Below are 25,895 nucleotides of genomic sequence, written 5' to 3' on the forward strand. Positions count from 1 at the left end.
GATGAATTACAACACTAAAATTATATAAAGATGGTTCAACAATGGTTAGATCAATTTTTAATGCAGAATACATTTATTCGACTATTTTTTTGTAGTGTTAAATATTTTATGCGTTTAACTTTACATTTTAGGAATAGGAGAAGTTTATAATCAGTTTCTGAAGAAAAAGTATAAAAAATGCTATAATAGAATATATATAGTAAGAAAGGAGAATTACAATTGTTACCTAAAAAAATTATCACACCTAAAGTACCACCTATCAAAATCCAAGGAATAAAAACTAAATTAGTTCCATTTATTGCCGAATCAATAAAATGGGATGGTCAAGGAACATACTTTGAACCATTTATGGGTTCTGGTGTAGTAGGTTTTAATTTAGAACCCCAGAAGGCTATTTTTAGTGATACCAATCCCTATATCATTCAATTTTACAAAGATATTCAATCAAAGAAGATTACTGCTCAAACAGTTAGAACTTTTTTAGAAAATGAAGCAACTAAATTATCTAGTACACCGGCTGATAAGACATCTTATTACTATGAAGTTAGAGATAGATTTAATAAAGAACATAGCTCTTTAGATTTTTTATTTTTACAACGTTCCAATTTTAATGGAATGATACGTTTTAATAATAAAGGGAATTATAATGTTCCTTTTGGACGAAAACCAGAGAGATTTCAAAAAGCATTGATTACAAAAATTGTAAATCAAGTTTCATGGGTTGAAGAAATAATAGAGGGCAAAGATTGGGAATTTATCTGTATGCCTTTCACTAAAGCATTTGAAATGATGGGAGAAAATGACTTTGTTTATTTAGACCCTCCGTATATTGATCGTTATGATGGATATTATGATTCTTGGAGTGAAGAATATGCGGTATTACTCGCAGAACTTACTCAAAAAGGAAAAGCTGGATACGCCTTTAGTATGTGGTACGAAAATCAATACAGAAAAAATACACATATGGAAAAATGGAACGACGGGAAGTTATTGACTACTGAACATTTTTATCACTTAGGAGCAAAAGAATCTAATCGAAATAAAATGATAGAGGCTTTAGTAATAAGTGAACAAAATTTGAATTTAGAAGAAGTTCATTTTGAACAGGAGCAAATTAGTCTTTTTGAAATATAAAAAATAGAGCGAACTGCTCTATTTTTTATTAAATGTTTTATTATATTGAATTAAATAATTAGAATACAGTTTCTTTAATTCTAACGATTTAGTTTTATCAGTTTTAGCAATCCACTCAAAATATCCTTCAAGATTATTATATAAAGATTGTTTTACCTTTTGGGTATCAGTATATCTTGGGTAATGTTTCCAATAATCGTTAAACACATCATCTCCTAAAACGGAGAAAGGGCCTGCACCATAAGCAAAAGGATTAATGGATGTTGAAGTAATTGTTCCAATATTATCAGTGTTTCCACTACCTTTTTTATCACCACATATTCTGTACTTTTCCTGAACGAATACCTCAATGTTTTTATAGGTTGGAACTATCGATTCCAAACATTTAAAATCGACTTTACCTGTAGTTGGTTTTTGTTCACGAGTATAAACAACACCTAAAATATAATGAGCGTCATAATCAGAATAATTACCTACAATATTCTTTGTTCCGTTTCTCATAAAACTTGTAAAACTACCACCTGTAAAGCCAAATTTCGTATTTTCGCTTCTTCTGTAAGTAGTTTTTATATCGATAGCAATTTTTCGCCCATCTTGCTTTTTAAAATAAAAATCAGGGTATACAGTTTGTTTTTCAGATTCATGTAAAGTATAGCCCAATTCATTGGCTGAACGTTGCAATGCTTCAAAAGCTATAACTTCAAACAATCTACCTATAATCTTTGAATCACTCCCAAACGTGTAGATTTCCTTCTTTTTGTTTATAAAACCAACGAGTTCCCATTCATTTTCATTTTTTGGTAAATACTTAGTAATAGTATCAATTATTTTATCTGTATAAGGTGTCATTTACTCAGCTCCTTTGTTTGCAAATTGTTTGCGATTATTCTTATAAAGGTTCTGAAACACTAATTTCAAAGCCTTTTTATTATAACATTTGTTATTCCCACTCAACTGTTGCAGGTGGTTTACTTGTAATATCGTAGACGATACGGTTAACATGATCCACTTCATTTACGATACGTACTGAGATTTTTTGAAGGACTTCCCAAGGAATTTTGGCAAAATCAGCAGTCATCCCATCGATAGAGGTAATAGCACGGATTGCAATCGTGTAGTCATACGTACGACCGTCACCCATAACACCAACTGAGCGAACGCCTGTGTTAACAGTGAAGTATTGCCAGATATCGCGGTCAAGGCCAGCTTTGGCAATTTCTTCACGGAGGATAGCGTCTGATTCGCGAACTGTTTCAAGTTTTTCTTCAGTGATTTCACCCATGACACGGATCGCAAGTCCTGGTCCTGGGAATGGTTGGCGCCATACGATATGGTCTGGCATACCTAGCTCTGTACCAAGGGCACGAACTTCATCTTTATAGAGAGTGTTGAGTGGTTCGATCAATTCAAACTGCATGTCTTCTGGAAGACCACCCACGTTGTGGTGTGACTTGATAGTTTGGGCTGTATCCGTACCAGACTCGATAACGTCTGTATAAAGAGTTCCTTGAGCAAGGAATTTCACATCTTTGAGCTTGCTTGCTTCGTCATCAAATACATACACAAATTCGTTACCGATGATTTTACGTTTTTGTTCAGGATCCGAAACTCCTGCAAGCTTATCAAGGAAACGTTTTGCAGCATCTGCTTTGACGATATTCAAACCAAACTTACCACCAAGCATGTCCATAACTTGGTCCGCTTCTCCTTTACGAAGAAGACCGTGATCCACGAAGATACAGATCAATTGATCGCCAATAGCCTTTTGGAGAAGAACCCCAACGACAGATGAGTCAACTCCACCTGATAGGCCAAGAAGGACACGTTTATCTCCAACTGTTTCACGGATTTTTTTGATCTGCATATCAATAAAGTTATCCATTGACCAATCGCCTTTAGCCTTACAAATGTTAAGGGCAAAGTTACGAAGAATGTCATTACCGTATACAGAATGACGAACTTCTGGGTGGAATTGGATGCCGTAAATGTGTTTATCTGGGTTTTCGATGGCTGCGTATGGGCAGTCAGCTGATGTACCTGTACGAACAAAGTCAGCAGGAATCTCAGTAACTGCATCACCATGGCTCATCAAAACAGTCTGCTCATCAGGTGTTGATTCAAAAAGCGCTGATGGTGTGTGAGTTAGGGTTGATTGACCATATTCACGATTTCCAGCATCACCTGCGGGAACCACTTTTCCTCCAAGTTTATGGGTCAACAACTGCATACCGTAGCAAATTCCCAAAATTGGAATGCCAAGTTCGAAGATTTCTGGGTCAATATCGAATGATCCATCTTCGTATACAGAGTTTGGACCACCTGAAAGGATGATTCCTACAGGATTGATTTCACGAACTTCAGCAGCTGAAATTTTATGACTCTTTAGCTCTGAAAAAACACCAATCTCACGGATACGGCGTGAAATCAGCTGGTTGTATTGGCTACCATAGTCCAATACGATGATTTTTTCGACATCTTGCAAATCAGTTGAAATGTTACTCATCTTTTTCCTTTCTCAAAAGAAATATCTTTTTCCAATATTCTATCACAAATAAGGGCGAATTACCAACTAATACTCAATGAAAATAAAAGAGCAAACTAGGAAGCTAGCCGTAGGTTGCTCAAAGCACTGCTTTGAGGTTGCAGATAGAGCTGACGTGGTTTGAAGAGATTTTCGAAGAGTATAAACAAGGCGAAGATTGACTTTTTCTAGTTTATTAGGGTACAATAGAGAAAAGATAGAAATGAAGTGAAAATATGCTACCCGCTTATATAAAAATCCATGATCAGATTAAAAAGGATATTGACGAGCACCGTTGGGCTATTGGTGAGAGGCTTCCCAGTGAAAGAGATTTAGCAGAGCAGTTTGCGGTCAGTCGCATGACCCTCCGACAAGCCGTATCTCTATTAGTCGAAGAAGGTGTCTTAGAGCGTCGCGTAGGAAGTGGCACCTTTGTTTCCAGTACTCGGGTACAAGAAAAGATGCGAGGGACAACCAGTTTTACTGAAATTGTTAAGTCCCAAGGCAAAGTTCCCTCTAGTCAACTCATTTCCTACAGAAAAACCATTCCCAATGAGCAGGAAGTTGCCAAGCTAGGAATTTCTCCAACGGAAAATATTATCCGAATGGAACGTGTCCGCTATGCCGACAATATTCCTCTGGTTTATGAAGTTGCATCCATTCCTGAGAAATTTATTAAGAACTTTAAAAAAGAAGAAATCACCAGTCATTTCTTCCAAACCCTGCAACAACATGGCTACCGTATTGGCAAATCACAGCAGACCATCTATGCTCGCCTTGCTAAAGAAAAGATTGCCCACTATTTGGAAGTTGAAAAAGGACATGCTATTCTTGGTTTGACTCAGGTTTCCTACCTAGAAGATGGTACTGCATTTGAATACGTAAAAAGTCAGTATGTAGGCGAACGCTTTGAATTTTATCTTGAAAATAATTAATACTCTTCGAAAATCTCTTCAAACCGTGTCAACGTCGCCTTGCCGTATATATGTTACTGACTTCGTCAGTTCTATCTACAACCTCAAAGCAGTGCTTTGAGCAACCTGCGGCTAGTTTCCTAGTTTGCTCTTTGATTTTCATTGAGTATAAAATACTACGCAAAAACTCTCTGTCACGGACGACAAAGAGTCTTTTTATTTTTCTAAGAGCAAATCTTTCAAAGAAATCAGAGTTACAGCAAACAATATCATTGCCATACCAAGAAAATCAATTGGATAAAATTGTTCATTCATAATTAGGAAAGCAAAGAAAACCGCCGAGATTGGCTCAATTGAAGCCAACAAACTTGACTTAACCGGTCCAATCAAACTGGCTCCCTTTAAGAAGGCTGTATAGGCAAAGACAGTCCCGATAAGGATAATACCCGCAAATGCAAGGAGAACATCAAGACTAGTTGGGATAGCAGTCTGTAGAACCCCTGTAAAAGGAAGGGCAACCAAACCTGCTATGACCATTCCCACACCAATAACCAAACTACTCCCCCACTTCTTAATCAAGGCTATGGGCAAAATGATATAAAGGGCGTAAGTCAGAGCAGAAAAGAGACCCCAGAACAGACCTGCAGGTGTAATGGATAACTGGTCCAGTTGTCCATGGGTTGCAATGAGGAAGGTTCCTCCAATGGCTAACATGATGGAAACAATCTCTGCCAGAGTCGGTGCTACCTTATCCTTAATACAGCTATAAATCAAAATCCCAACAGGACAAACATACTGAAGTACTGTCGCAGTCCCTGCATTAGTCTCCTGAATAGCAGACAGATAGGCAAATTGGTTAAGGAAAAGACCAATTAGAGCAAAAATGAGAAGAGACAGCAAACTCTTTCTGTCCTTTAAAAAGGTCAGCATTTTATCCTTTGCAGTAGCATAAGCCAAGACCATGAGAATCCCACCAGCGATTAAAAGTCGTAAATTAGTCAAAACCAGAGCCGAAATTCCGTGCGCCATCAGGTATTGGCCACTCGTTCCTGACAAACCCCAAGCAATCCCAGCCACAACTGTTAGTAAAGTCCCTTTTAAACTATTTGACATGTCTCTCCTTACTCTTCTTTACGAATCAAGTCCATCACTTGATTGCGGTCTACAATCCATTGAGCCCGCTCATCCTTTTCATAGGTACGATTCGATAGGAAAATGACCGCTTCTTGCTTCTGACGATTCCACATGATAAAGGTACCTGTATAGCCCGTATGGTCTAGCCAATCTCCTTCCAAATTCCATGCCAAAGAACGTTCCTTGTCATCCAAAGGAGAAAAATTTTGACTCAAATCTCTTGCAAAATCATCTGCTAAATAGTGTTCTAAAAAGATTTGTAAATCCTTTACAGTCGAAAACAAACCAGCACTCCCTGCATGTCTGCCCAGGAGGCGAGCCTTGGGATCATGTACCAGACCTGCCTCGACACCTCTGACGGTTGGAACAGCAAGCTCAACAGGACCAAACTGAGTTTCCTTCATTTCCCAAGGTTTCCAGACTTGTTCTTGTAAAATGACATCCAGATCTTGATTAAAGATTCTTTCCAAGATAAAACCTAATAGCAAAAAATGGACATCCGAATAAAGAAAGGCTGGATGATTTCGTCTCTTGAGATGAAACATCGCTTCCTTTAATTCAGAAGATGTTAAAAGGTCTCGATTTGGAATAAACGGATCAAGATCTGTTGCATGAGTTAAGAGCTGACGAATAGTGATGTCTGGATAATCACTTTCAGGTAAAAAATCGGTTACAGGTCTCTCAATATCTAATTGACCGTTTTCCCACAAGAAGGTAAAAACTGTGCCAACCCCAACAACCTTGCTGACACTGGCCAGGTCATAAACGAGTCCTGCCTCAGTCTGCAAGCCTTGCTCTGGGTCACTCTTGCCTAAATAGAACTCCGTCCATTGATTGTCCTTAAAATACGCAAAAGAGGCTCCGGGATAAATCCCTGCCTCGATTTGTTCTTCTATTTTTTTAATAATCTTGGTCCACTTCATACTTTTTCAAACCACAATTCAACATTATTTCTATCTTTACAAAGGAAGAATTTTTCAGACTTAGGAATAAAATATTCGGTAGACTCAAACCTCTTGCGAAGACTGGCTATGTCTAATTCATTGACCAAGAACTTGAGCATAGATAAGTCCCAAGTAACCGTATTATCCACAGTCAAATCCTGCCCCTGAGCTGAGATAAAATCAAGTGATGCTCCAACTTCAAATGGTTCCAAGAAACTTTCGACATCAGTTGGGAGATGTAATTCCATAGAAATCTCAAATTTACTTAAAGAAATTGACTCCAAATCTGTTTGAAATTCAGGCTTTTCTTCTACTTCTACTAGACTTGCTCTATCATCTTCCGCATGAATCAAAATCAAATCATCTTCTGGCGAGTAAATTTCAAAAGCGTAGCCATTTTGACCTTTATATAATCGATGGATCGAATCTGTTTTAGATAAGAGTCCTTCGATTTCCAAGGGATTTTCCACCTTGATAACCAGTTTAGCCAGCTTTTTTCTTCCCTCCACCTTACGAGTACGCATACTAGGAGCTTCTTCTAAAACCAGCTTTTCTAGACCTGTTTGATCACCTAGTGACAGAAATGCTGATTCTTCTAACAAGACCTTCATGCCAAGGGTTTCAATATAAAATGTTTCATTTAATTTTCTATTATTAACTTTTAAAGTAGGAATAATCCGTACAATTTGATTTACATTCATAAATTCCTCCAACTCTTTTATTTTAAAGGATTTTAGAATTTTTTACAAGATATTATGCTCACATTTACCGATTTTTCGTAAAAATTTCATCTAAAAAACCGAGGATTTCCCCGGTTTCAATTTCTTATAGGTAAAGGAATTTGAAGATAGCTACTGCCGCAATTGCTGCTGCGATAGGTGCTACTACTGGTACCCAAGAATACCACCATTTTGAATCCCCTTTGTGCTCACCAAGAACTGATTTTGGAAGAAAAGCATGAAGGAGACGTGGTCCCAAGTCACGGGCTGGGTTCAAGGCAGGTCCTGTAGGTCCACCAAGTGATGTTACCAAAGCCATAACAAGGAATCCAAGAGCCAAGTGAGCAATTCCAAGACCAGATGTCATAAATGGTGCTACTTGTTCTTTAGCTTGGTCAAGAGCTGCTGTTACTTGCTCTTGAGGAATTGTTTGACCTTGAGTAGTTGCTTGTGCAACTTGAGCATTAATAGCTGCTTGTGCTTTTGATACTAATTCAGCACCAAAGAAGTTTTTAGTCATACCAAGGGCTGCAAAAAACAGAACAAATGAACCAACAAACTCGTTTACAAAACCATTAACAGTTGCTGCAAAGCGTGATTCTTTTGTACCTTGATCCAAACTTGAAATTGTTGAGAAAGTACCCAAGATATTGTTTGGATTTTCAGTTTTCAAGTAGTATGGGCGGTGTGTTGCCACAACCAAGGCTTGACCAAAGATAGCACCCAAAACTTGTGCGATGATATAAGGTGCAACTTGTGCCCAAGGGAATAGACCGCTGATTGCAAGTCCAAGAGTGAAGGCTGGGTTGATGTGGTTTCCAGATACGTTACCAAACATCAAGGCAGGAATCATAACCCCCATACCGTAACCAACGGCGATAACGATCCAGCCACTTTGGTGACCTTTCGTACCTTTAAGTTCAACGTTGGCAACTGCACCATTTCCAAGAATGATCAAAATAGCAGTAGCCAAAAATTCAGTGGCATATTTAATTGCCCATGTGAAATCCATTTGATAGATTCTCCTTAAAATTTTTTAGACAATCCTTATTCTATCAATTTTTATATCTTTTAGCAACAGGTTTTCTAAAAGAATATATGAGAAAGCGGTTTTATTTCTTATAAAAAACAAAAGGATTAAGAAAGTCATTCTCCTTAATCCAAGAGTTCTTATTCTTGACGTTGTCCGAAATCTGCAATCATCTGTTCCATTTCTTGTCGACTCGGAGTTGTCAGCATATAAAGGTAATCCCCTTGAAGTTCCGCAAAGGCTGCTGGCATGATTTTTTTAACCTTGAACTGCTGGCTGTATTTGGCAAGCAAGTCCTCTTCTGAATAAACATAATGAGCATTTGCACGGCGAGAAGTAGCCAAACAATACTGAGGTTCAAACTCTGACACTGGGAACTCTTCTCCTGCGACAATAGCTGCATAGCCACGATAGAGATCCAAGGAGTGGGCAAAGTTATAAACATCAATGGTGAAACCACCTGCAGGGCGGTTATTATACTCAATGGCGATGTAATCGTCCCCTTCACGGAAGAACTCAATATGGAAGAACCGTTCTTTCATACCAAATTCTTTAACGATGTCCTCACCATATTTACGTAATTTGGGATCCATATCCTTAAGAACGTAATAAGAATTGTCCATCTTGTAAATCATGAGATCAAGCGGTGTATAGGCGTAGTCAAAAGTTGTTGAAAAGACAATCTTACCATCCTTGTCTACTAGACCGTCAAAGGTACAAATTTCACTGGAAGTGACAAATTTTTCAAAGAAATAAACAGTTGAATGGTCCCATTCTTGCTTGAAGTGATTGATATCGTCTTCTGTCTCAAGTTTAAAGGTTGCGGCTGCTCCAACTCCATTATCAGGTTTGGCAATCATTGGAAGACCGATTTCTTTCACTACTTGATCAACATCTGCTTCCGTCTTGATAACAGCTCCAGGTACCACAGGAACACCTGCTTTTTTGAAAAGTTTCTTCATCTCAGACTTAAATTTCGTCTTTTTGAGATCCTCTGGTTTGGCACCAAAAACATTGAATTGCTCACGAAGACTTGCGTCCAACTCTAGCCAATATTCATTGTGGGATTCGATGCGGTCAATTGGGCCATGTTTATAAAAGAGAAAAGCAACTGCACGCTTGACTTCGTCTACATTTTCAAGATTATCTACACGGAAATACTCGATCAAACTATTGCGCAAAGGTTCATCCAATTGCTCGTAAGGCTCTTGACCAATTCCCAAGACTGTGATACCTTTATTAGCTAGCTCAATGGTAAACTGTTGAAAGTTTTGTGGATAGTAGGGAGAAATAACAAGGTAATTCATAGGCAACTCCTTTTATAGATACAGGTGTCCAAGAAAATAGGGCATTTGTTTACGCCACCATTCCCAGTCGTGGGCGACATCATGTCCCCATTCAGCAAACCAGGCTGGAATTTGTTTCTGGTCAAAGGCTTCTTTGAGCTTGTCGAAAGACGGTAGTCCGTCATGTTCCCAGGCACCAAGCCCCGTACAAAGCACAATCTCCGCCTGACGGTAACGGTCAATAAACCAGCCGTCGTTCTGATTCCAGATATAATCTACTGGCGAGTTTTGGTAAATGGCATCGTCATTGTAGTAATCGCCGACAAAGAAACGTGCGTCGTAGACACCACTGAGAGCAATCACCTTGGTAAAGACATCTGGATGTTGGAGGAAAAAGTTGACAGCATGGTAGGCGCCCATCGAGCAACCTGTCGTCATCATGCCATCAAACCAACCTGTCTTATGCTTGATAAAAGGAATGGCCTCCTCAATCACATAACGTTCGTAGGCACGGTGCATTTCCGCTTGGTCATGAGCATTTTTCCAAGTAGCCAACCAGCTCTCACTATCCACACTGGATAGGGTAAAGAACTGGACACGGCCTTCCTCGATAAAGGAAGCACAGGCGTCAATCATGCCAAAATCATAGTATTCATTGTGACTACCACCTGATGAAGCAAAGACCACAACTGGAATCCCAGCATGTCCATAACGGTTGAGATACATTTCACGGTTGAGGTGACCACTCCAGTGGCTAAGGTTTTCAATATGCATATTCTCTCCTTTCTTACTTTACCAGTTTTCTGCAAAAAATCTCAGACAGTCTGGTAAATTTTCCGACCATGGAATCTCACTATGGATGGCACCAGACTGAACTTTCAAGACAAGATTATCTAAGTGTACCCCACCTGCTATCAAATCATGGTAATAGCGAAGCGACGAGTCGATATAGGCTTGTTTGATATTGCCAGCCATCAAGGTCTTGTCTGTATCATCTGCTTCTTCTGTTCCTACATAGATGAAGATGCGCTGGTCAGGCGATAGTTTCTTCCGCTCAATATAGCGGTTAAAAGCTTCTTGATGGAGCCAATTAGCAGATGAAAAGACGCCCAAGCAACCAATTTGGTCTTGGTATTCCAAACCGATAAATTGGGTAATATTTCCTCCTAGTGAGGAACCAATCATAGCCGTATGCTGGCGGTCAACTTTGGTACGATAAGTTTCATCAATAAAAGGCTTGACCACCTCCATAACAAACTCAGCATACTCCACACCTTTACCACCAAACTGCTGGCCTGGGATGGGAGATTCTTGGAACTTCCAAGCCGCATACTCATTCATCCGCCCCATACCATCATTATCAATAGCAACGACAATCATACGACTGATATCGGGATTTCGTTTGATGGCTGGGATAATCTTCCATGAATGACCAATGAAAGACTCCTTGCTATAAAAAACATTTTGCCCGTCATGAAAGTAAACCACAGGATAGGAACGATCCGTGTCTTTTTCATAATCTTTTGGAAGAAGAACACGTACACGGCGCTCCTTACCTGTATAAGGAACTTTAAGTTTGTGTTCTTTCATTTTTAGATAAAAGTAGGATTGATTCATTGTCAGAAAACTCTCTATATTCAAAATTTTATCTCATTATATCACAAAAACAGAAAAAAAAGTCAGTTTTGCTTCCATTTTTGGATTAAAAACTAACTTTTCATTTATTTTTTCTAAATTCTTTTGGATTTTCTGATTTAGAGCAGATTATCAATCAAGTCATCGACTTCATCTTTTTCAGCCTGCGGTGTAATCTCAGTAATCATGATTCCAGCCACAGCTCGCTCAACCAAACCTTCAACATCCATGCGAGTTTCATACTGCTCTGCATTTTTAATCTTAGGATTTGTTTTCGGACGGTCAGGTGCAAAAATGGTACAACAGTCTTCAAAAGGTTGGATTGAAATGTCAAAGGTACCGATTGCCTGAGCAATGTCAATGATTTCCAACTTATCCATTGTCACAACTGGACGAATGACTGGTGTGCTGGTCACAGCGTTGATAGTCTGCATGCTCTCCAAGGTCTGGCTGGCTACTTGACCAAGACTTTCCCCATTGATAATTACTAAACCATTTCGTACCTCACGGATACGATCAGTAATCCGCATCATAAAGCGTCGTGTTAAGGTCATAAGGTAGGCTTCTGGCGCTTTAGCCTTGATTTCCTCTTGAATCTCTGTGAAAGGTACTTCGATAAACTGGATATTTCCACCAAACTTGGTCAATTTACGGGTCAAGTCCTGCGCTTTTTTAAGGGCACCAGGACTCGTGTAAGGTGGGCTTGCAAAGTGAACCGCCTCAATATCTACACCTCGTTTAAGAGCTAGATAGCCAGCTACAGGTGAATCAATTCCTCCTGACAACATGAGCATGCCTTTACCAGAACTTCCCACAGGTAATCCTCCTGCTCCACGAAAGGTTTCATAGGAAATATAAGCAGCTTCCTCACGAATCTCAACCTGAAGATTAATATCTGGATTTTTCATCTGAGCTTTCACGTTTGGAATAGCCTTGAAAACAGCACTACCAAGAGTTTGATTGAGTTCACGACTATCAAGTTCAAAGGTGTGGTCGCTACGCTTACCAGTGATTTTAAAGGTCATCCCTTCCTTATAAGTTTCTTTCATAATCTCTTGGACAGCAGATTTAAGAACTTCTACAGACTTTTCGACTTTATAAACGGGAGAAAAGTTTTGAATTCCAAATACTTGTTTGAGGGATTCTGCTACTGCGGTGTAATCAGCTCCATTGAGGTAAGCGTGGGCACGATCGCGATCTGCCGTTACCTTAACTTGGGGATAGATAGACAAAACGTCTGAAATATTATTACGAAGTTTATTGATGAAACGCATACGATTTTTGTGTTTGGTTGACAATTCTCCATAGCGAATCATAATTTCTGAATACTGCATAAATGCTCCTATCTTACTTTTCTAGTTTGATTGTAAATTAATTTTAGCTTGGTCAAAAATTGCTCGACCTGACTCATATCATTTTCAAGGTCTAGGCTTAGACGCACAGCTGACTGAGCCTTATCCTTGTCCACTCCCATGGCAATCAAAGTGCCTGCAGGTTTCCCAGCCTTGGACGAACAAGCAGAGGTCGTTGAGATAAAAATATCATAGTCTTCAAAGGCGTGAACGATGACTTCACCACGAACACCCTTAATACCAAAAGTCAGGATATGAGGGGCGAAGTCTTCCTCATCTGAAAAGACAAAAATATCTGGATAATCCAGAAGGGCTTGGCGAATCACTGTCTTCATCTGCCCTGTCTTACTCGTAAAAATATCCAGTTTTTCCATAGACAAGCGCAGAGCCTTGGCTGTCGCTGCAATTCCTGCTACATTTTCAGTTGTCGAACGATAATCACGCTCCTGACCACCACCTGTTAAAAGAGGCGTAATCTTCTTGCCAGACTTGATATAGACAAAACCAACACCTCGAACTCCGTGGAACTTGTGACTAGAGAAAGTCGCAAAATCCACTCGTTCTGTCAGATACTTTTTAGTCGGAATTTTAGAAAGTGCCTGAACCGCATCAACGTGGAAGGAAATAGTCGGCTTGTCTGCCAAGAGTTCTGAAATAGCCTCAATAGGTTGGATAGAGCCGATTTCATTGTTCACAGCCATGACAGAAATTAAGATTGTATCAGGTCGTATCAAATCTGCTAGCGCCTCAACATCCACAAATCCTTCCTCATCAACTGGAGCAAAATCCACTTCAAATCCTTGACTTTTCAACCAAAGAGCTGATTCTTTGACCGCCGGATGTTCAATGGCTGATACGATGATGTGCTTGCCAAACTGTGCTTTTTCAAAGGCCACACCCTTGATAACCCAGTTATCTCCTTCTGTTCCACCAGAAGTAAAGAAGATTTCATCTCTTTTCTTACCGATTAGATCTGCAATCTGTTGACGAGAAGCATCTAAGATTCGTGTTGCCTGGTCTCCCAAACGATGGAGACTAGATGGATTTCCTAAAATTTTTGAAGCCACCTGCATATAGGTTTCAAGGGCTTCAGGATAAGGCTTGGTCGTCGCCGAATTATCAAAGTAAATCATGTTTTCTCACGCTTTCTAAAATCACTCCTTCTATTGTATCATGAAACGGAGCTTGCGACAAGAAAGGGCAATTCCTCTTTTTTTAAGATTTTTTTAAAGAAATGAGGTATAATAAATTTTAATCAAAGGAGAGAATGTATGTCTAATTATCGTAGAACTTCAAAACCAAAAACAGAACACATTAAAAAAGGATTTACGGTCTTTCAAAAAATCGTTGCTACTATCGGTAGTATCCTTGGCTTGATTACTGCGACTATCACTATCATGAACGCCTTGGATAATAACAAAAATACTAAAAAAGAACCTACGACAAGCCAGACGACAACCATTGTCAAAGAAATTCAAAAGGAATCCCCTAAGGAAAACACCAGTCCCAATAAGGAAAATAACACTTCTCAAGAAAAAACACAACAAGAAGAAACACCAAAATCCAGCGTCAAGGAAGAGAAAAAAGAAGATCAGAAAACAGTAACTCAAAACTCTACTACTCCTGCTCCAAGTAAACCTACTACTGAAAATGAAAAACAGCCCAATACTCCAACTTCAGAAAATAATACTCAATGAAAATCAAAGAGCAAACTAGGAAGCTAGTCGTAGGCTGCTCAAAGTACATCTTTGAGGTTGTGGATAGAACTGACGAAGTCAGTAACCATACACACGGCAAGGCGAAGCTGACGTGGTTTGAAGAGATTTTCGAAGAGTATAAAAGTAATCAATAGCCAGTAAAATAGCTTCCCTCCAAATTTGGAAAGAAGCTATTTTTTTATTGTTGTAAAACTTTTCTTGGTTTGGTACCTTCAGCTGGACCAATGACACCTGCCATCTCCAGTTCTTCCATAAGGCGGGTCGCACGGTTAAAGCCAACTGATAAACGACGCTGAATCATGGACGCACTGGCTTTCTGCGTCTCGATGACCAAAGCCTTGGCTTCTTCAAAAAGCGGATCCCCACCAGATTCACCATCTGAAAATTCTCCGTCATTTTCAGAAACCTCACCTGGATCAAAACTCTCATCGTAGTCTGCATCTGCCTGAGCCTTGATATAGTTTACGATGCGTTCGACATCATCATCCGAGATAAAAGAGCCTTGCAGACGAACTGGGTGGTTTTCATCAATCGGTTTAAAGAGCATGTCGCCTCGACCAAGCAGTTTTTCTGCTCCATTTTCATCCAAAATCGTACGGGAGTCTGTCCCTGATGAAACCGCAAACGCTACACGAGATGGAACATTGGCCTTGATCAGACCAGAAATGACATCAACGGATGGACGCTGGGTTGCAAGAATCATGTGGATACCGGCAGCACGTGCCTTCTGCCCAAGACGGATAATGGCATCTTCCACCTCCTTGCTAGCCACCATCATGAGGTCAGCCAACTCATCCACAATCACAACAATAAGTGGCAGAGGAAGCTGCTTGTATTCAGACTGGGCATTGAACTCTTCTACCTTGGCATTAAAACCTGCAATATTACGGACTCCTACCTTGGAAAAGAGTTCATAACGATTTTCCATCTCATCCACAACCTTTTGCAGAGCCTTGCTGGCTTTGCGTGGATTGGTCACGACTGGAATCAAGAGGTGGGGAATATCATTGTAAACAGATAACTCAACCATCTTGGGATCGACCATCATAAATTTAACTTGATCTGGTCTCGCCTTCATGAGAATGCTAGCGATAATACCGTTAACTGCTACTGACTTACCTGACCCCGTCGAACCTGCGACTAGCAAGTGGGGCATTTTAGAAAGGTCAAAAGCTCTTGCGGTGCCATTAACAGCCTTCCCTAAAGGAATTTCCAAGAGATTTTCTGCTTTCGTTTGAGATTGTTCCCAAAGTTCTCGGAAAGACACAGTCGCAATCTCAGAGTTAGGCACTTCGATTCCAACGAGAGATTTCCCAGGGATTGGAGCTTCGATACGGACATCCTTAGCAGCCAGTGCAAGTGCTAAATCATCTGCTAGATTGGAAATGCGGTTAACCCGCACACCCACGGCTGGCTTAACTTCATACTTAGTCACGGATGGCCCAATTTCAGCCCGTTCCACCGTCACCTTGATACCAAAGCTAGCAAAGGTTTCTTCTAGGATTTTGATATTTTCTCGGACAATTTTCTTCTCTTTAGACTGGTCCTTTGGTTTATCTGGGGCAAAGAGTTGTAAGCTTGGAAGTTTGTATTCAAGGGCTTCCTTGGCTGAAAAATCGACCTGAACATCTTCATCATCAGAGCCATCTTCCTGTTCAGGAAATTCAAGTCCAGCTTGAGGTAGGATGATTTCTGGTTCCACCCACTCTTCTTCTGGAATAGTTGGAAGCTCCTGAACAGCTTCCTCTGTCAAAATTTCACCCGTTTCCATATCAACAGGAGGCAAATCGAGTAAGGCTTTTTCGGTCTCTTCTTGTTCTAATCTAGCCTCTTCCTCAGCCTTTTGGCGAGCTTTTTCTTCTTGTTTGACAAAGCGTTCCTCTTTTCGACGCTCATGCCCTTCCCGCCATTTTGCAAAACCTCTACTGAAACATTCAGCAACATCATAAACAGACCAAGGACTGATCAGAAGAGAACCCACTAAAATCAAGATAACTCCAATAAAGTAAGTGCCGATATTTGAGAAGAGAAAGGCGGTTGGCATATAAAGAGCGACCCCAATCAAGCCTCCACCAGCAAAACTGGTCGTTCGAAAGCCAGTCAAATCAGTCACAACCTGAGCCATGGTTCCTTTTAAAACCGACTTGTCCAAACCATATTTCCAAACCAAGTAGGCTTCAAAAATCAGGAGCAAGCCCGCAAATATGGTGAAAAAGCCAGATAAGAGGCCTTCCTGTTTTCGTATCCACTTGAAAAAGAAGAGATAGAGTAGAATGCCAAATATTGTCAGATAAGCTAGGCTACCCACCAGCAAGCGAATTAAATTGTAAAGGGTTATACCTGCAGCCCCTAATTTGAAGGCTGCGAAAATCAATAAAATCGCGATTCCTAGCGAAATCAACATTCGTTGAATCGCTTCTTTTCTTTCGAGTTCTGCTTTAGACGGTCTCCGTCTTGTTTTACTTGTATTCTTGTTTACCATTCTTCTATTATACCATATTTCACAGGTATTTCGGAAAGAGAAAAAGACTGCACCAATCGGTACAATCTTTTCATATTATATCTAATTTTTATGCTTGAGGTTTGCGTAGGTAACCATAGACCACACCACTTACGATTGCTCCTACCAAGACAGCAACGAGGTAAAGGAAGGCATTTGAAGTAAGGGCAATCACGAAGATTCCTCCGTGTGGTGCCATGAGTTTGATACCAGTAAGACCAACAATTCCACCTGCTACTGCTGAACCAAGGATGAAGCTTGGGATCGCACGAGCTGGGTCAGCGGCACCAAATGGAATCGCTCCCTCAGTGATAAAGGACAAGCCCATGATGATGTTGGTCAAACCAGAGTTGCGTTCTTCTTTAGTGAATTTATCTTTGAAGAGAAGCGTTGCGACAAAGATTGCAAGTGGTGGCACCATTCCTCCAGCCATAACTGCTGCCATAGCCACAGAACCACCTGAAGAAACAGTTGCTGCAAGCGTACCTGTACCAAAGACATAAGCTGCTTTATTAACTGGTCCACCCATGTCAACAGCCATCATTCCACCAAGGACGATACCAAGAAGGACAGCTGAACCTCCTCCAAGACCACCGAGGAAGTCATTCATAGCAGTGTTGATTGCTGCCATTGGGATATTAACAGCCAGCATGACAAATCCTGTCAAGATTGTTCCAAGAAGTAGCAAGAGAAGAATTGATTTAGCACCTTCAAGTGAACGAGGAACTTTCACGTATTTCTTAATAGCAAGAACCAAGGCACCTGCGATAAATCCACCCACAAGGGCACCTAGGAAACCTGATGAGACACCTGCAAGAGTTGACGTTGCTTCACCACCAGCGGCATAAGGAATTTTACCAAAGGCAAAACCTTCTTTGGCAATAGCACCAGCCACGAAACCTGCTACCAAACCTGGTTTTTCAGCAATAGAATAGGCAACATAACCTGCAAAGACTGGAAGCATCAAACCAAAGGCAGCTCCACCAATTTTCATGAACATAGAAGCTAGTTCATGGTAGGAACCAAGATTACCAAGGTTTTCATTCGGAACACCCAAAGCACCGTCAATCAAGAAGGCAAGGGCAATCATGATACCACCACCGATAACAAATGGCAACATTTGTGATACACCACTCATCAAGTGTTTGTAGAAGGCACCACCAAGGCTTTGTTTTTCGTTAGAGGCTGTTGCAGCTTTGACACCATTAGCAGCACGGTATACTTCAGCATCTCCTGAAAGAGCCTTGTTAATCAATTCTTCTGTCTTACGGATACCATCAGCAACTGGACGATTAATCAATGGTTTGCCATCGAAACGATCCATTTCAACCGCCTTGTCTGCTGCGATGATAACAGCTTTAGCCTTGCGGATGTCCTCAGCAGTTAGTTGGTTACCAACACCGCTAGCTCCGTTTGTTTCAACCTTGATACCAACCCCCATTTCAGCAGCTACTTTTTGAAGAGCTTCTTGGGCCATGTAAGTGTGGGCAATACCTGTCGTACAAGCTGTAACAGCCACGATATAGTCACTAGAGTCATTGGTAGGGGCTTGGACAGGCTCCTCAGTTTTTTCTGAAGCTTGGTCAAAAAGTTCGATAACTTGGTCAGCTGATGTTGCTTGACGAAGTTTGTCAGCAAAACCGTCTTTCATCAAGTATTGAGACAATTCTGCCAAGGCTGCCAAGTGAGTGTCATTGGCACCTTCTGGAGCCGCAATCATGAAGAAGAGGTCAGTTGCTTGTCCATCCAAGCTCTCATAATCAACACCCTTATTTGACTTAGCAAAGAGAACTGTCGCTTCTTTGACAGCAGCGTTTTTGCTGTGAGGCATTGCGATTCCGTCACCCAAACCAGTAGAAGTGAGAGCTTCACGCGCCAAAATGCCTTCTTTAAATGTTTCAAAATCTGTCACATAACCGTGGTCTGTCAAGCTTTTAATCATCTCTTCAATGACAGCTGTTTTTTCAGTTGCCTGCAAATTTAACAGCATAACATCTTTTCTCAATAGGTCTTGAATTTTCATCGTTTTTCTACCTCAACTTTTTCATATGTTTCTTTAATAAATTCTGCTGTTGCCAAGTCATCTGAGAAGGTCGTTGCCGTTCCGCAAGCCACTCCCCATTTGAAGGCTTCTACTGCATCTTTGGATTTGACAAATTCACCTGTGAATCCAGCAACCATTGAATCGCCAGCCCCAACTGAATTTTTGACTGTTCCCTTGATAGGTTTGGCAAAGTAAGATCCCTCAGATGTGACAAGAAGGGCACCGTCACCAGCCATAGAAATAATGACGTTTTGAGCACCTTTAGCCAGTAACTCACGAGCGTATTTCTCAATTTGGTCCAAACTTTCGAGTTTAACCCCAAAAATCGCTCCAAGTTCATGATTGTTTGGTTTGACCAAAAGTGGCTGGTAGTCCAAACTATCAATCAAGGTCTGTCCTTCAAAGTCACAAACCACTTGCGCACCAGTCTGCCGCGTCAAGACAATTAAATCCTTGTAGATGACATTGCCTAGATTTTTAGCACTTGAACCTGCAAAGACAACCGTATCTTCTGCTGTCAGACTAGATAAAATAGCTTTCAATTCTTCTAACTGAGCTGGTTCAACAGTTGGACCCCTTCCGTTGATTTCTGTTTCTTGGTCTGCTTTGATCTTAACATTGATACGCGTATCTTCTGCCACTTGGACAAAACGTGTCTCGATTTCTTCCTCTGCCAAAGTATCTGTAATAAATTTACCAGTAAAGCCTCCGATAAATCCAGTTGCTGTATTGGGAATACCCAAGCGTTTCAAGACACGACTGACATTGATTCCTTTCCCACCAGCAAACTTATCATCACTGTCCATACGATTGACACTGCCAACTTGGACTTGGTCCAAACGAACGATATAGTCAATGGATGGATTGAGTGTGACTGTATAAATCATACTTCTATTACCTCCGTTTTCTCCTTAATAGCGTGCAAGAGCTCATGCCCTTGACTTGTGATAACAATAGCTCGTTTGAGTGGTGCTACCTTAGCAAAGCAAGTTTGTCCAATTTTTGACGAATCGACCAAGACATAGGTCTGTTTGGCATTCTCTAAAATAGCTCGCTTCACAGCCCCCTCCTCCATATCAGGAGTCGTATAATAGCCATCATCCACACCATTCATCCCGATAAAGGCACGGTCAAAGTGCAATTGGTTAATCTGGTTAAGAGCAACGCCCCCAATGCTAGCATCTGTCGCCATCTTGACACTTCCTCCAACCATGACCGTTGGAATCTGCTTTTCAACCAACTGAGCTGCATGGTGAATCGAATTGGTCACAACTGTGACATTTTTATTAACCAATTCATGAATCAAAAAGGCTGTCGTTGTTCCAGCATCGATAAAGATGACATCTTGTTCCTTGATGAGAGAGGCTGCTTTCTGAGCCAACAACTTCTTCTCTTGAAGGTTTTTGACAGATTTTTCTTGAATGGTTTCTTCTTCCTGCAAAGAATGGGGTAATTCTGCTCCACCATGCACACGACGAAGCTTGTTTTCTGCTTCCAACTCATCCAAGTCTCTTCGAACCGTTGATTCTGAGGTTTCTAGCAAACTAACTAACTTTTCTAGAGAAACTACATGATGTTGATTTAACTCCTCTAAAATCAGTTGTTTCCGCTCTGTTTTTAACACCGAACCACCTCCTGTTATCGTTTACACTATTCATTCTATCACACTTTATTTCAAAGTCAAGCATTTTTTATCACTTTCTTCCAAATTCTATCATTTTTTCTTATTTCTAGAATTTTTATTGCAAGATAAGAACCTTTATGGTAGACTATTTGAGTAAGTATTGGAAGATTACTCAAGAGGCTTAAGAGGCCGTGTTGGAAACGCGGTAGGCGTGTAACAGCGTGCGTGGGTTCGAATCCCATGTCTTCCGTAGAAAATAACAATTATTTTAGGGATGCGACAAATGTTGTATCCTTTTTTTAATAATAGGATCTGCTTTAGGGTTTGTTTGTGACTCCTTTGTTGTATCCTTTTTAGCAAAAGAAGACAAAGGAAAACCAAAGATAAAAATAAAAAAACGTTGATTTAACAACGTTTCACCAAGGAATGCAAAGGAATAATGGAGCCGGTGGGAGTCGAACCCACGTCCAAACACCTGCCAACATATTTGTCTACAACCATAGGTTATGTATTAGTTTAACAGTCCCTCGACACATAACTCAAGCCTAGAAACTGCGAGTCTATCAATCTCTTATCAAGCCGCTAGACAAGACTTGATCGTATCTCGCTAATAATAAGACCTGTCATTGAACACGAGCAATCCAAATCGGGTCACGCCTGCTGGTTTTTAGGCAGCTAGAGCGTAAGAAGTGTTATTTTTTGCAGTTATATTTAACTGAGCGTTTACGTCGCCACACGAGTCGCAAAATATGCCTCATAATGCCTGTCGAATCCGTAACGACCCCAAAAGACAGTAAGACTATTATACCTTATCTAAGTCAAAAATGCAAAAAGGAAATCAACTAACTACACAAGATAGTCTTTCAAAGCTTTGGTCAAAACCTGATAACCAGTAACACTGAGGTGCAGCCCATCAGTTGTATATTCTTTTTTTAGTTGACCTACTTGGTCTGTCAAACGATCAAAAACTGGCACAAATTCTACCTGCATATAGGCAGAAGCAAGCTCTTGATAGGCTTGATTCCATTTCTGAATTTTTTCATTCGTGCGGATATAGACTGTCTGCTTGTACTCCTCTCCCTCATTGACTGGCAAAATAGAAAGCAATTTAATCTCAGTCAATGGATAATCGCGAGCAATGGATTGTATGATGGATTCGAGATTATTGAGAGTCTCATTCACAGGTACATCTTTTCCGATATCATTTGTCCCAATCAAAAGGACAATTTTATCTACCGTTCCACCGTACAGATGGGCATCAAGATTTTTTAATAACAGCCCTGTCTGATAACCTCGAATGCCACGATTGACAATCGTCTTTGAAGTCCCAAATAACTCCTGCAGAGGATAATATTCGACAATGGAATCCCCAATAAAGAGAATATCTGGTTCTACAACAGAAACCTGATTTAAGTGACGGTACTTGGTTTGGATTTTTCCTTGTTCCTTTAGTAACCAATTTTCTAATAACTGTACTGCCACTTCATTCTCCTTTTTCTAACCAATTTTCCAAGACTTGATAAACTCCTCCTTGGCTGTTGGCTGGCGCTAGAGAAGTCGCCACAGCTTTGGCTTTATCATCAGCATTTTCCATCGCATAGGCAATTCCAGCCATTTCAAGCATTTCAACATCATTTTCACTGTCACCAAAAGCCATAATTTGTTGGGGTTTCAAGTCCCAACTCTTGAGTAATTCTTCCAACCCCCATGCTTTATGAATCCCAGCTTGAAGGATATCAATGCAACCATAGCCACTGGATACAGCCCGAACACGGCCATCAAAGAGGTCATTTATTTCTTCCAAGACCGAACTCAAACGCTCCTCACCAACAACCATACTCATCTTGAGCACACCACCAAAGAGGTCAGAAGTTAACTCATCCACAAACTGCATCCGTTGGTAGAATTTTTCAATCATTTCTGGAGTCATAAAACTTTCAAGGTCTGTAAAAATGGTACCTTCCTTGACGAAGCCACCCTTCATCCCCGTTACAACAAACTGGTCCTGACACGCTCGATCCTTGAAATGAGCCAAGGCCTTATCAACAATGGCATCATCCCAAGTCTGAGCCTGAATCAGTTCATTATTTTCAAAAATACGAGCACCATTAGCAACAACCAGAACCACCCGATCCACCAAGTGCTCCAGTAGTTGCCTCATGCGGTAAATTTCATTCCCAGTTGCGATGACAAAACGAATACCCCTTTGATCCAACTGATCTAAAATCTTTTCCAAGCGTGGAATATCAAGCTGGCCTCTGGCATCCAGCAAGGTTCCATCCATATCTGTCGCAATTACTTTAATCGTCATTTACTTTCCTCTGGATCCAAGTTAGTCCCACTTCAATCCCACATGTTCGTTCATTTCTTTATAAGCTGTATCAATTCGTTCCTTAGTCGCTTCATCTAACTGGTCACGATGACTGCCACCCTCGATAAAATCTTCTAAGATATAAGTTTGGTAAAGGAAGAGTGGATAACCTTCTGGAGAATAGGTTCCTTTTGGTGTACGGTTTACCCAAGAAGGATGCGCTTTGGCAGTTTCAATTGTCGTCTTACCTGCTTTTTTCTTAATGGTCACATCCATAAGCACGCCACGCTCTGTCCACTTAGCATTCTCTTCATCTTGCATAGTTTCGATTCGTTGATTAGAAATAAAGTTCCCCATTGAATAGATAATGAGTTTCTTGTCTCCATCTTTTTCAACCGTTTCAGATGGTTCTACAACGTGAGGATGCCCTCCAAAGATAATATCAGCTCCCCAATCGATCATCTTGTGATAAAGAACCTTTTGTTCCTCAGTTGGTTCCAAGCGATACTCCACACCCATCTGAGGCATGATAATGGTGATATCTGCTTCCTTCTCTGCTCGTTCAATTTCAGCTTTCATCTTGTCTTCATTTAAGTCTGAAAGATAGCGGTTATAGTCTTCTTGAGAAATACTTTGCTCAATTCCATTAAATCCATAAGAATAGGCCAAAAGTGCAACCTTGATGCCGTTCACTTCCTTAATTACAAGAGGAGCTTGATCACGAGACTCATGCGTATATACTCCAATAGGTGTCATTCCTGCCTTCTCAATAGCATCTGCTGTTGAGACCACACCTTCTATTTGTGAATCTAGGATATGGTTATGCGCCAAGTCTAATACTTGATAACCGGCATCCTTGATGGCATCCATAACTTCTCCAGGTGCATTAAAAAGAGGATAACCAGCCAAATAGTGGTCCTTATTTACCGTACCTTCAAAATCACCTATAATCAAATCTGCTTGTTTGAGCCATGGTTTCACATAATCAAAATTTTCATGAAAATCATAGGTTCCATCTTCTTTTAAGGCAGAACGATAGATGGGAATATGATAGAGGAGGTCACCGTTGGCCATAATTCTAGCAGTTTTTTCCTCTTCCTGATCTTTGGAATTTTGATTCGTCTTATTAGCTTCTTGAGAAATGGCATCCTTTTTTTGACTGGTCAAGGGGATTCCTTGGAAGCTTTCAAACAACAAGACCAAGCCCATTGATAAAGCAACTGCTAGCAAAAGGACCGCAACAAATCCCTTATTGCTCCACCTACGATAACTCCTAAAAAAGTTTACCAAGCCCCTCATAAAACGAAAAACTGGTCCACGTTTATGTCTTTCCTGTCTTCTTTGCATCTTTATTCTCCCAACTTTCTAATGCAAGCCTTTTCTTTTCATTATATCATAGATAAGTAATTCTTTCACAATTGATACTCTTCGAAAATCAAATTCAAACCACGTCAGCGTCGCCTTACCGTACTCAAGTACAGCCTGCGGCTAGCTTCCTAGTTTGCTCTTTGATTTTCATTGAGTATGAATTGAACATCCTATCTATTTTCTATAAATCCTAAAGGCTATAATACTTTCAATCCTTGTCATTTTGTGTTATCATGTAGAGGTAATGAAAGGAGAGAAAATGTCTGCTATAGAACGTATTACAAAAGCTGCTCACTTAATTGATATGAACGATATTATCCGCGAAGGGAACCCAACTCTACGCGCGGTTGCTGAGGAAGTCACTTTTCCTTTGTCTGACCAAGAAATCATCCTTGGCGAAAAGATGATGCAGTTCCTCAAACATTCCCAAGATCCTGTCATGGCTGAAAAAATGGGACTCCGCGGTGGGGTTGGACTGGCTGCTCCTCAGTTAGATATCTCAAAACGTATTATCGCTGTTTTGGTGCCAAATATTGTTGAAGAAGGCGAAACTCCACAGGAAGCCTACGACTTGCAAGCCATTATGTACAATCCAAAAATCGTCTCTCACTCTGTTCAAGACGCTGCTCTTGGCGAAGGAGAAGGTTGCCTGTCTGTTGACCGCAACGTGCCTGGCTATGTTGTTCGCCATGCTCGCGTTACTGTTGACTACTTTGACAAAGATGGAGAAAAGCACCGCATCAAACTTAAAGGCTACAACTCTATCGTTGTTCAGCATGAAATTGACCACATCAACGGTATCATGTTTTACGACCGTATCAATGAAAAAGACCCATTTGCAGTTAAAGATGGTTTACTGATTCTAGAATAAAGAAAATCCCGTTGCAAGACGGGGTTTTGTGTTATAATAGAGGCATGAAAACAAATGATATTGTCTATGGCGTCCACGCCGTTACCGAAGCCCTCCGCGCAAATACTGGAAACAAACTCTACCTCCAAGAAGATCTCCGTGGTAAGAATCTTGAGAAAGTCAAGGAACTGGCTACAGAAAAGAAGGTGTCCATTTCTTGGACCTCAAAAAAATCCCTCTCTGAGATAACTGAAGGTGCGGTTCACCAAGGTTTTGTTCTACGAGTGTCTGAATTTGCCTATAGCGAGCTGGACCACATTCTTGCAAAAACGCATCAAGAAGAAAATCCACTTCTATTGATTCTGGATGGTTTAACTGACCCTCACAACTTAGGCTCCATCTTAAGAACCGCCGATGCAACCAATGTTTCAGGTGTCATCATTCCCAAGCACCGTGCTGTCGGTGTTACTCCTGTCGTTTCCAAAACAGCCACAGGTGCTATCGAACATGTTCCCATCGCCCGAGTGACAAATCTGAGCCAAACTCTGGACAAACTCAAGGATGAAGGATTCTGGACCTTTGGAACAGATATGAATGGTACTCCTTGCCACAAGTGGAATACAAAAGGGAAAATCGCCCTCATCATTGGAAATGAAGGAAAAGGCATCTCTAGCAACATCAAAAAACAGGTTGATGAGATGATTACCATTCCTATGAATGGACATGTTCAAAGCCTTAATGCCAGTGTTGCTGCAGCCATTCTCATGTATGAAGTTTTCCGAAATAGACTATAAAAAAGTTCTAGTCATCT

The 25,895-nt window shown here is 40.6% G+C and carries 23 protein-coding genes, 1 tRNA gene and 1 other RNA gene; 6 read left to right on the forward strand and 19 right to left on the reverse strand.

Annotated features, from left to right (window positions below):
- Positions 1-219 precede the first annotated feature (219 nt).
- A complete protein-coding gene (locus HMPREF0851_RS07945) occupies positions 220-1,134 on the forward strand; it encodes a DNA adenine methylase (RefSeq protein ID WP_000937035.1) in 915 nt (304 codons plus the stop codon).
- Positions 1,135-1,152: 18 nt separating this feature from the next.
- Here HMPREF0851_RS07945 and HMPREF0851_RS07950 read toward each other — a convergent pair whose 3' ends face one another.
- Together HMPREF0851_RS07950 and guaA are read right to left on the reverse strand one after the other, a co-directional pair.
- On the reverse strand, positions 1,153-1,983 hold the full coding sequence (locus tag HMPREF0851_RS07950; RefSeq protein WP_000189389.1) for a type II restriction endonuclease: 831 nt from the start codon (positions 1,981-1,983) through the stop codon (positions 1,153-1,155).
- A 91-nt stretch (positions 1,984-2,074) separates the two neighbouring features.
- The gene (guaA, locus tag HMPREF0851_RS07955) at positions 2,075-3,637 is read right to left on the reverse strand and encodes a glutamine-hydrolyzing GMP synthase (protein ID WP_000065710.1); all 1,563 of its coding nucleotides are present in this window, start codon (positions 3,635-3,637) and stop codon (positions 2,075-2,077) included.
- A 254-nt stretch (positions 3,638-3,891) separates the two neighbouring features.
- Here guaA and HMPREF0851_RS07960 point away from each other — a divergent pair, with 254 nt between their 5' ends.
- Entirely contained in the window at positions 3,892-4,590 is a 699-nt protein-coding gene (locus HMPREF0851_RS07960; RefSeq protein WP_000936165.1) for a GntR family transcriptional regulator, read from the forward strand.
- Between the two features lie 195 nt (positions 4,591-4,785).
- Here the strand turns inward: HMPREF0851_RS07960 and HMPREF0851_RS07970 are convergent, their stop codons facing one another.
- From HMPREF0851_RS07970 to HMPREF0851_RS08010, 9 genes are all read right to left on the reverse strand, one after another.
- Positions 4,786-5,682, reverse strand: a complete 897-nt coding sequence (locus HMPREF0851_RS07970; RefSeq protein WP_000071692.1) for a DMT family transporter — start codon at positions 5,680-5,682, stop codon at positions 4,786-4,788.
- An 8-nt stretch (positions 5,683-5,690) separates the two neighbouring features.
- Complete coding sequence (locus tag HMPREF0851_RS07975; protein WP_000872202.1) at positions 5,691-6,626, reverse strand: serine hydrolase domain-containing protein; 936 nt, start codon at positions 6,624-6,626, stop codon at positions 5,691-5,693.
- Positions 6,623-7,348 carry a CppA family protein gene (locus HMPREF0851_RS07980; RefSeq protein WP_001102234.1) on the reverse strand — a complete coding sequence of 242 codons (726 nt, stop codon included), beginning with the start codon at positions 7,346-7,348 and terminating at the stop codon, positions 6,623-6,625. Before HMPREF0851_RS07980 ends, HMPREF0851_RS07975 begins: the two co-directional genes overlap by 4 nt.
- A 124-nt stretch (positions 7,349-7,472) precedes the next feature.
- Positions 7,473-8,378 carry an aquaglyceroporin Gla gene (gene gla / locus HMPREF0851_RS07985; protein ID WP_000348096.1) on the reverse strand — a complete coding sequence of 302 codons (906 nt, stop codon included), beginning with the start codon at positions 8,376-8,378 and terminating at the stop codon, positions 7,473-7,475.
- 158 nt (positions 8,379-8,536) lie between these two features.
- A complete protein-coding gene (locus HMPREF0851_RS07990; protein ID WP_001108602.1) occupies positions 8,537-9,703 on the reverse strand; it encodes an ATP-grasp domain-containing protein in 1,167 nt (388 codons plus the stop codon).
- A gap of 12 nt (positions 9,704-9,715) precedes the next feature.
- On the reverse strand, positions 9,716-10,456 hold the full coding sequence (locus HMPREF0851_RS07995; RefSeq protein ID WP_000546800.1) for an esterase family protein: 741 nt from the start codon (positions 10,454-10,456) through the stop codon (positions 9,716-9,718).
- Positions 10,457-10,474: 18 nt separating this feature from the next.
- The gene (locus HMPREF0851_RS08000) at positions 10,475-11,299 is read right to left on the reverse strand and encodes an alpha/beta hydrolase (protein WP_001076719.1); all 825 of its coding nucleotides are present in this window, start codon (positions 11,297-11,299) and stop codon (positions 10,475-10,477) included.
- 137 nt (positions 11,300-11,436) lie between these two features.
- Complete coding sequence (gene thiI, locus HMPREF0851_RS08005; protein ID WP_001200096.1) at positions 11,437-12,651, reverse strand: tRNA uracil 4-sulfurtransferase ThiI; 1,215 nt, start codon at positions 12,649-12,651, stop codon at positions 11,437-11,439.
- Positions 12,652-12,659: 8 nt separating this feature from the next.
- Positions 12,660-13,802, reverse strand: a complete 1,143-nt coding sequence (locus HMPREF0851_RS08010; RefSeq protein ID WP_000638905.1) for a cysteine desulfurase family protein — start codon at positions 13,800-13,802, stop codon at positions 12,660-12,662.
- A gap of 138 nt (positions 13,803-13,940) precedes the next feature.
- Between HMPREF0851_RS08010 and HMPREF0851_RS08015 the strand changes: the two genes are divergently transcribed.
- On the forward strand, positions 13,941-14,366 hold the full coding sequence (locus HMPREF0851_RS08015; RefSeq protein WP_000073907.1) for a DUF6556 family protein: 426 nt from the start codon (positions 13,941-13,943) through the stop codon (positions 14,364-14,366).
- A 199-nt stretch (positions 14,367-14,565) separates the two neighbouring features.
- Here the strand turns inward: HMPREF0851_RS08015 and HMPREF0851_RS08025 are convergent, their stop codons facing one another.
- From HMPREF0851_RS08025 to HMPREF0851_RS08040, 4 genes are all read right to left on the reverse strand, one after another.
- The gene (locus HMPREF0851_RS08025; RefSeq protein WP_009014233.1) at positions 14,566-16,869 is read right to left on the reverse strand and encodes a DNA translocase FtsK; all 2,304 of its coding nucleotides are present in this window, start codon (positions 16,867-16,869) and stop codon (positions 14,566-14,568) included.
- Between the two features lie 88 nt (positions 16,870-16,957).
- A complete protein-coding gene (locus tag HMPREF0851_RS08030; protein WP_000701480.1) occupies positions 16,958-18,910 on the reverse strand; it encodes a fructose-specific PTS transporter subunit EIIC in 1,953 nt (650 codons plus the stop codon).
- Positions 18,907-19,818 carry a 1-phosphofructokinase gene (pfkB, locus tag HMPREF0851_RS08035; RefSeq protein ID WP_000640814.1) on the reverse strand — a complete coding sequence of 304 codons (912 nt, stop codon included), beginning with the start codon at positions 19,816-19,818 and terminating at the stop codon, positions 18,907-18,909. The genes HMPREF0851_RS08030 and pfkB overlap by 4 nt, the downstream gene beginning before the upstream one ends.
- Entirely contained in the window at positions 19,815-20,555 is a 741-nt protein-coding gene (locus tag HMPREF0851_RS08040; RefSeq protein WP_000920653.1) for a DeoR/GlpR family DNA-binding transcription regulator, read from the reverse strand. Before HMPREF0851_RS08040 ends, pfkB begins: the two co-directional genes overlap by 4 nt.
- Positions 20,556-20,717: 162 nt before the next feature.
- Between HMPREF0851_RS08040 and HMPREF0851_RS08045 the strand changes: the two genes are divergently transcribed.
- A tRNA-Ser gene (locus HMPREF0851_RS08045) sits at positions 20,718-20,805 on the forward strand.
- 187 nt (positions 20,806-20,992) lie between these two features.
- Here HMPREF0851_RS08045 and ssrA read toward each other — a convergent pair.
- The 4 genes from ssrA to HMPREF0851_RS15650 all read right to left on the reverse strand — a co-directional run bounded on the left by ssrA (position 20,993) and on the right by HMPREF0851_RS15650 (position 24,213).
- Positions 20,993-21,340: a transfer-messenger RNA gene (gene ssrA, locus HMPREF0851_RS15645) on the reverse strand.
- A gap of 61 nt (positions 21,341-21,401) precedes the next feature.
- Complete coding sequence (locus HMPREF0851_RS08050) at positions 21,402-22,037, reverse strand: SGNH/GDSL hydrolase family protein (protein ID WP_000290670.1); 636 nt, start codon at positions 22,035-22,037, stop codon at positions 21,402-21,404.
- A 1-nt stretch (position 22,038) separates the two neighbouring features.
- On the reverse strand, positions 22,039-22,866 hold the full coding sequence (locus HMPREF0851_RS08055) for an HAD family hydrolase (RefSeq protein WP_000153515.1): 828 nt from the start codon (positions 22,864-22,866) through the stop codon (positions 22,039-22,041).
- Positions 22,867-22,887: 21 nt separating this feature from the next.
- Positions 22,888-24,213: a CapA family protein gene (locus tag HMPREF0851_RS15650; RefSeq protein WP_001189739.1), complete on the reverse strand. Its 1,326-nt coding sequence runs from the start codon at positions 24,211-24,213 to the stop codon at positions 22,888-22,890.
- A gap of 280 nt (positions 24,214-24,493) precedes the next feature.
- Between HMPREF0851_RS15650 and def the strand changes: the two genes are divergently transcribed.
- Both def and rlmB read left to right on the forward strand, forming a co-directional pair.
- Positions 24,494-25,105, forward strand: coding sequence for a peptide deformylase (def, locus tag HMPREF0851_RS08070; protein ID WP_001272956.1), 612 nt, complete (start codon positions 24,494-24,496; stop codon positions 25,103-25,105).
- Between the two features lie 44 nt (positions 25,106-25,149).
- Positions 25,150-25,878, forward strand: a complete 729-nt coding sequence (rlmB, locus tag HMPREF0851_RS08075; RefSeq protein WP_000855768.1) for a 23S rRNA (guanosine(2251)-2'-O)-methyltransferase RlmB — start codon at positions 25,150-25,152, stop codon at positions 25,876-25,878.
- Positions 25,879-25,895: the final 17 nt, after the last annotated feature.

The organism is Streptococcus sp. M334 (genome assembly GCF_000187745.1).
In the GTDB taxonomy this organism is placed as follows: domain Bacteria; phylum Bacillota; class Bacilli; order Lactobacillales; family Streptococcaceae; genus Streptococcus.